This is a genomic window from Pseudomonas sp., from assembly GCF_050739655.1.
Lineage (GTDB): Bacteria > Pseudomonadota > Gammaproteobacteria > Pseudomonadales > Pseudomonadaceae > Aquipseudomonas.
Window position 1 is genome coordinate 1 of record NZ_JBOIBY010000292.1, and the last position, 1,833, is coordinate 1,833.

2 protein-coding genes are annotated in these 1,833 nt (G+C 56.9%); one reads left to right on the forward strand and one right to left on the reverse strand.

Features of this window, described 5'->3' with window-relative positions:
- Positions 1-365: 365 nt before the first annotated feature.
- Positions 366-1,516, reverse strand: a protein-coding gene (locus ACRESJ_RS14285; protein WP_431758465.1) for an IS3 family transposase whose coding sequence is annotated in 2 segments (ribosomal slippage) — positions 366-1,264 and positions 1,264-1,516 — 1,152 coding nt in all. Because the reading frame shifts where the segments join, the coding sequence is not laid out codon by codon here.
- A gap of 63 nt (positions 1,517-1,579) precedes the next feature.
- Here ACRESJ_RS14285 and ACRESJ_RS14290 point away from each other — a divergent pair.
- The coding region (locus tag ACRESJ_RS14290; RefSeq protein ID WP_431758466.1) for a hypothetical protein at positions 1,580-1,833 on the forward strand (254 nt) is incomplete at its 3' end.

Genomic DNA, 1,833 nt, shown 5'->3' on the forward strand with positions numbered 1-1,833 from the left:
CGTCAAGCCGGCGCGCGCGATCCTGACCAATCTGCACAACACGATGGATTACGGGACGCTTGTGAAAATCCTGCCGAAAGGCGTTGAGCCGGCTTATGACGGCCTGCAGATCGATCTCGATCTTAAATGATATTATTTGCGACAATATAAATTGTGCGACAAATAGATGTGGAGCGGAATAGCCTTTTAAGGACGATTTTCTCTGCTTCCGCCTATCAATCCACCTCCGTCATTCCGGACTTGATCCGGAATCCAGTAAGGCGGGCTCAGAAATTCCTCAGCCTGGGCCCCGGATCAAGTCCGGGGTGACGGAGTGTGTGGAGGGATGGAGAAACTGGCCTGTCCCCGGTTTCGTAGACACGCAGTTAAGCTAACGTCATCTTTTCCTCGAATGCAATTGGGCTGAGATAGCCGATGGTCGAATGCCTTCGTTTTGGATTGTAGAAGCGCTCGATATAATCGAACACATCCGCCTTCGCTTCGTCCCGCGTCCTGTAAGTTCGGCGTGACACACGTTCGGTTTTCAGCGAGGAGAAGAAGCTTTCCATCGCTGCGTTATCCCAGCAATTGCCGGTTCTGCTCATTGAGCATTTAACGCCATGCTCGGCCAAAAGCCGCTGAAACTCTTCGCTCGTATACTGACTGCCCTGATCGGAATGATGCATCAGCGCGTCCGGCTTGCCGCGCCGCCATAAGGCCATCACAAGCGCGTCGATGACGAACTGCGCCTTCATCTCCGCGCTCATCGACCAGCCGACAATCCTGCGCGAGTAAAGATCGAGCACGGCAGCGACGTAAAGCCAACCTTGCGCCGTCCAGATATAAGTAAAGTCGGCGACCCATTTTTGATTGGGCGCGGCAGCTCCGAACTGGCGGTCGAGCGCATTGCCGGCAATTGTCGCTCGTTCGCCGGCGTCTTTGGGCAGACGCCGGCGCCGCGGCCGCGCTTTCAAAGCCTGTATGCGCATCAACCGCTCTACCTTGTGCAGACCGCAGGAAAATCCTTCGGCCAGCACATCATGCCAGACGCGCCGCGCGCCATAGGTGCGGTCGCTTTGCAGAAAGCTGTTGCGTATATGGGCGCCGAGAATCTCGTCGCTTTTAGCGCGGACGCTGGGCGGTCTGATGAGCCAGGCGAAAAAACCGCTCCGCGAAACACCGAGCGCTTCGCACATCCAACTGACCGGCCATATCCCTCGGTGCTTCGCGATGAAGGCGAACATCACGCCTGGTCCTTCGCGAAATAGGCCGCGGCTTTTTTTAGGATGTCGCGCTCCGCCTTGAGCTTTCTCACTTCTCGCTGAAGCCGGTCGATCTCCAGTTGTTCCGGTTTCATGCGCCCATGGCCGGGAAAAGCGTGTGTCGGACCCGCTTCAAAGTCCTTCACCCATTTGCGCAACAGATTGGCGTGCACCCCAAGATCGCGCGACGCCTGCGCCGCCGATACGCCGCGTTCAATGATCAGCTTTACAGCCTCATGCTTGAACTCCGCGCTGTGCGTTCTTCGTCTTTCCATGATACCCTCCAGTTCGATCTAAACACCTTATCTCGGTGTCCATCAAACCGGGGACAGGCCAGAATGACGATCACGCTCAATCCAGCTTCAATGATCGAAGGAGACATGCTGCTCTTGGCTGAGACTTACGAACTCCAGTCCGACATCAATTTCGGACCGCGGGGCCAGGGTCTGCGGCTCGTCCTCGGCGACACCGAGGATCAACATGCAGCCCCAGAAGCGACACGCCAGATGATCGCGCGGGCGTACTTCTGGCGAGGCCAGTGGTTCGGCGAACCATCAAAAAGCCTGACGGAGATCGCCGACGAGTCAGGCGC